Raw genomic sequence first — 5,160 nt, 5'->3', positions numbered from 1 at the left:
TTCGTTCACTGGAGCAAGTCACCAGAGCAGTCTGAAGGACTGCGGCGGGGGCTTGTGAAGTGATACGAAAGCTGCCAGACCGAATCCGACTATAAAGGGTGTGAGCAAGAGCGTTTAGCTTTGGAAGCTTGGAGTAAGTCGGGATAAGGGCAAGCAAGGCTTGCACGTTTCCGACTTGCGAAAGCAGTCCAAAGCTGCTCTTGCGAACCCAACTATAAAGGGTGTGAGAGGATGCGGTAGAAAGGGACCTCTGGCTCTTTGTGAAGAGGAGCCCTTTCTGCATCCTTGAACCTTTTCCATTCCAAGGCTCCAACTGAAGTAGAAGTTGGGGCCTTTTTATAATGGTTTTTCATTAGTAGCTGCTGACAAATAGGATTCTTTAAGCAGCTTTTCTCAATCAATCTTGCACCAGGGACGAACTTTGTTTATGATTAAACATAAGACTTAAAAAGAATGGAGTGGCAAAGATGGCAATTTGGTCGAATGACTTTCATGACGCGATGTCAGAAGCGGCTTATCAATTCAATCAATCAATTCAAGTGGATGACAGACTGTTGGATGCTGACCTGCAGGGTTCAATGGCCCACGCAAAGATGTTGGGGGCCCAAGGAATTATTGAGGAAGCGGAAGCAGAGGCGCTCTACCAGGAATTGGGGCAGATGCGAGAAGACTACCGTGACGGCAAGCTAGCCATTGACTATGAGGAAGAAGATGTCCATAGTTTTATTGAAGCGGAACTGACCCGGCGCTTAGGGGATACAGGTAAGAAGGTTCACACCGGCCGCAGTCGGAACGACCAGGTTGCCACCGCCTTGAAGATCTATGTTCGGGATGAGATTGAAGTCCTCTGTGGCCTCTTGGAGGATGCCATGCTGGGCTTTGCTAAGAAGGCCCTCCAGCATACGGAAAGCATCATGCCGGGCTATACCCACTTGCAGCGGGCCCAACCCATTACTTATGGCCACTATTTGATGGCCTATGCGGAAATGCTTTTGCGGGACTATGGCCGTTTGCAGGATGTGGGTAAGCGGATTGATTTAACCATGCCACTGGGGGCTGGTGCCTTGGCGACCTCTTCTTTCCCCTTGAATCGCGATTTAACGACGGAACTCTTGGACTTCTTGACCCCATCGGCCAATAGTTTGGATGCAGTGTCTGACCGTGACTATAGTATTGAGATGCTGAGTGCCCTGTCGCTTCTGGCCATGCACCTCAGCCGGTATGCGGAAGAGACGATTCTTTGGGCCAGTCAGGAGTTCCATTTCATTCACCTGAAAGATTCCTTCTCCACCGGCTCATCCATTATGCCCCAGAAGAAGAATGCCGATATCCATGAATTGATGCGCGGAAAGACGGGGCGGGTCTATGGCGATTTGATTAACGTGCTTACCCTGATGAAGGGCCTCCCTCTCGCTTATAACAAGGATATGCAGGAAGAAAAAGAAGCCCTCTTCGACGCTATCGATACCATGAAGATGATGGTGAGTCTCCTACCAGCCATGTTGGAAGCAACGGTTGTGGATGAAGAGGCCATGTATGCCGCTTGTGGCCAGGGCTTCTTGAACGCTACTGATTGCGCCGACTACCTGGCTGCTAAGGGAATGCCCTTCCGTGATGCCTACCAAATCACCGGGAATATCCTTCAATACTGTAGCGAAAAGAACCTAACCCTGGAAGATCTCTCCTTGGAAGATTATAAGCGCTATGCGGATGACTTTGAAGCAGATATCTTTGATGCAATCGACTTGAAGGCCTGTGTCTACCGGCGTAATGTTCTGGGTGGACCAGCTCCTGAACGGGTGGAAGAACATGCCCAAGCCCTCTGCCAAGCCCTCGAGCGGTCGTAGGATAAGTCCTAAAATAAAATCCTAAAGTTCAGTTGACATTTGATTCAGCCGTGATATAATAACAGTTAAATTAAAGTACTCTCATAAAAGAGATGCGGAAGAGTAGCAAAGTCCCTGAGTAAAGCGAGCAGGTGGTGGTGGAAGGCCTGTCTGAAGACTCTGTGAAGCGCGCCGCATAAGCTCGACTAGATAAGATAAACTAGTTCGTGTCCGAGCGTTAATCGGCTAGAGATGTTGGCTTTGCCAGCAAGTAGAGTGGTACCGTGGATGCTTATTAACTCCGCCTCTTCAGATTGGAAGAGGCGGTTTTTTATATTTAAGGAGGAGTTTATAATGCTAGAGAAGGAAGTAAAGAAGGTTTTAATGGCGTATTCAGGTGGTTTGGATACCTCCGTAATTATTCCTTGGATTAAGGAAACTTATGGGGCTGACGTTGAAGTGATCGGAATGACCGCCAATGTTGGTCAGGAAGAAGACTACGAGTATTTAAAGAAGAAAGCTGTCAATTGTGGGGCTTCTAAATTATATGTCGAAGACCTCCGCGAAGAATTTATTACAGATTATATCTATCCTGCCATGCGGGCTGGGGCTAAGTATGAAGGCAAGTATCTCTTAGGGACCGCCTATGCCCGTCCACTAATTGCCAAGCGGATGATTGAAATCGCCCATGAAGAAGGCTGCGATACCATCGTCCATGGCTGTACCGGTAAGGGGAATGACCAAGTGCGTTTCGAGCTCGGCTTGCGTGAATTCGATCCAACTATTCAAATTATTGCCCCATGGCGGATCTGGGATATTCAATCCCGGGAAGACGCTTTTGATTATGCAGAAGCGCATAACGTTCCGCTACCGATTACCCGTGAGACGAACTACTCTAAGGATGAAAACCTCTGGCACCTCTCCCATGAAGGCTTGGACTTGGAAGATCCTAGCCAGCAACCTAAACTAGATGATATTTTAGAATTAGGGGTGTCACCTCAACAAGCGCCAGACGAGAGCACCTATGTGACCATCGATTTTGAAGCAGGGAACCCTGTCGCTGTGGATGGCGAAAAATTGGATCCCATCGCCTTAGTTGAAAAATTAAACGAACTCGGCGGGGCAAATGGGATTGGCATCCTCGATATTGTTGAAAACCGTCTCGTCGGGATGAAGTCTCGGGGCGTTTATGAAACACCAGGTGGACACATCATCTACCATGCCCATGAAAAATTGGAAGAATTATGTTTAGACCGCGATAGCTTGCAGTTTAAACAAGTCCTTGCCCATAAATATGCGGAATTAGTGTATAATGGCTTGTGGAATTCACCTCTACGCAAGGCCCTCCAACAATTTGTGGATGAAACCCAAAAACACGTCACTGGCCAAGTCAAGTTAGAGCTTTACAAGGGTAATGTCATTGATGCAGGGACGACCAGTCCTTACTCTCTTTATAATGAAGAACTGGCAACCTTTGACGAAGATGATATCTACAACCAAAATGATGCGGAAGGTTTCATTAAGCTCTTCGGCCTGCCACAAACTGCCCGGGTGCTTGCTGAAAAAGAATGGAAAAAGGACGGCAAAATTTAATGAAAAAACTAGTTAAATATAGCCTGCAGCTCCTAATGGTCTTTCTCCTCGCCTTTAGTCCACTACTGGCTGGAGCAGGGGCCTTGGTCCAAGCGGCAGAAGACCAGTCGCAAACTTCAGGGCAAGTAGCAGGCAACGACCAATTACTTGATGAAATTAAGAAGCGGGGCGTCATTAAGCTAGGCGTCAGCCCCGACTACCCACCCTTTGAGTTCTTGACCCGTGAAGGTGGCGAGAACAAAACGAAGGGGATCGATATCTCCCTAGCGGAAAAGATCGCTGATGATCTTGGGGTTAAACTGGAAATCGTGAATATGGAATTTTCCAGTCTGATGTCTTCCTTAGAGACTGGTGCCATTGATATGATTATCTCAGGGATGACTTATACGGAGGAACGGGATAAGTCCGTAGACTTCACCAAACCCTACGAGAATGCTGGCCAATCCCTTGTTATCCGCAAAGACGATACGGACAGACTCAAAGATAAGGATAGTTTCGTAGAAGGAACGGTTGTGGGGGTCCAACAGGGGTCGTACCAAGAAGACCTGGCCAAGGCCCACATGCCTAAAGCCAAGCTCCTTACCATGCAACAGGTTCCTGACCTGCTCAGTGCCCTAGGAACCAAGCAAGTGGATGGGGTCTTAGTCGATGAGATTATGGCCCGGACCGCGACCAAGGGCAATGACCAGTTGACTTATGTCGATGCCAAAGTCCCACGGGAAGAAAATGACGGCAAGGCAGTTGTGATTCCTGAGAACCAACCGAGCCTAGGGGAAGCCATTAACCACACTATTGATGAAGTGGTTGAACAAGACTTGGTTAACCAATGGGCGGACGAAGCTGCGGACCAATTAGCTGCTACCGACAATGTGGATTGGATGCAGTATTGGCCTTTCTTCTGGGACGGTATTAAGACGACCCTCTTAATCTCCATTCTCTCGATTGTCTTCGGGATGATTCTGGGTTCGCTCCTTGCCGTGATGCGGATTTCTAACTTGAAATTCCTCTCTGGCATTGCAGGAGCCTATGTCGAATTTGTTCGGGGGACACCTCTGATGATCCAAGTTCTCTTTATCTTCCTAGGGGTTGGGGGCTTGCTCGGTATTAGCCCATTGCTGGCTGGTTTGATCGCTGTTTCTCTCAACTCAGGAGCCTATATTTGTGAGATTATCCGTGGTGGTCTCCAGTCCGTTCCTAAAGGCCAGGCCGAAGCTGCTCGGTCTCTTGGTTTGGACTACAAGACAACTTTGCGGAAGATTATCTTCCCACAATCCCTGCGCTCCATTTGGCCTTCGTTAGGGAACGAATTCGTGACCTTGATTAAGGAATCTTCTATTGTATCGACTATTGGGGTAGCCGAATTAACCTTCCAAACCCGGGCTGTTACCAGCCAGACTTACCAAGGCATTATCCCACTCTTTATCTCTATGGTGATCTACTTCATTATCACCTATGCCTTAACCAAGCTCCTCAACCATTACGAAAAACAAATGAACGCGAAATATAATTAAAGGGTGAGAGGGAGCACGGGTAGAAGTGGACCTCTGGAGCAAAGACCCGAAGAAGACTGCAAGTCTTCGGCAGGTCTTTGTGAAGAGGAGCCACTTCTGTGTGACCAAACCCGACTAAGAAGGGTGTGAAGGCTAGCGGGAGAAATAGACCTCTGGAGCCAGAAGCCAGAGAAGGCTGGAAGCCTTCGACGGATTATGGTGAAGAAGACCTATTTCTGCTAGCCTGAACC

3 protein-coding genes are annotated in these 5,160 nt (G+C 48.3%); all 3 read left to right on the top strand.

Features of this window, described 5'->3' with window-relative positions:
* Positions 1–467 precede the first annotated feature (467 nt).
* The 3 genes from argH to HMPREF2626_RS02795 all read left to right on the top strand — a co-directional run bounded on the left by argH (position 468) and on the right by HMPREF2626_RS02795 (position 4,930).
* Positions 468–1,847 (top strand): argininosuccinate lyase, encoded by a 1,380-nt coding sequence (argH, locus tag HMPREF2626_RS02805; RefSeq protein WP_070617196.1) that lies wholly within the window; start codon positions 468–470, stop codon positions 1,845–1,847.
* 333 nt (positions 1,848–2,180) lie between these two features.
* On the top strand, positions 2,181–3,419 hold the full coding sequence (locus HMPREF2626_RS02800; RefSeq protein WP_070617194.1) for an argininosuccinate synthase: 1,239 nt from the start codon (positions 2,181–2,183) through the stop codon (positions 3,417–3,419).
* A complete protein-coding gene (locus tag HMPREF2626_RS02795; protein WP_070617192.1) occupies positions 3,419–4,930 on the top strand; it encodes an ABC transporter substrate-binding protein/permease in 1,512 nt (503 codons plus the stop codon). Before HMPREF2626_RS02800 ends, HMPREF2626_RS02795 begins: the two co-directional genes overlap by 1 nt.
* Positions 4,931–5,160: the final 230 nt, after the last annotated feature.

Source organism: Aerococcus sp. HMSC062A02 (genome assembly GCF_001809535.1).
Lineage (GTDB): Bacteria > Bacillota > Bacilli > Lactobacillales > Aerococcaceae > Aerococcus.
The sequence above is the reverse complement of the archived record's forward strand: the minus strand, read 5'-3'. Positions and strand labels throughout refer to the sequence as shown.

Coding starts and splice junctions, on each gene's coding strand:
- argH (WP_070617196.1), top strand. CDS start 468: ATGGCAATTTGGTCGAATGACTTTCATGACGCGATGTCAGAAGCGGCT.
- HMPREF2626_RS02800 (WP_070617194.1), top strand. CDS start 2,181: ATGCTAGAGAAGGAAGTAAAGAAGGTTTTAATGGCGTATTCAGGTGGT.
- HMPREF2626_RS02795 (WP_070617192.1), top strand. CDS start 3,419: ATGAAAAAACTAGTTAAATATAGCCTGCAGCTCCTAATGGTCTTTCTC.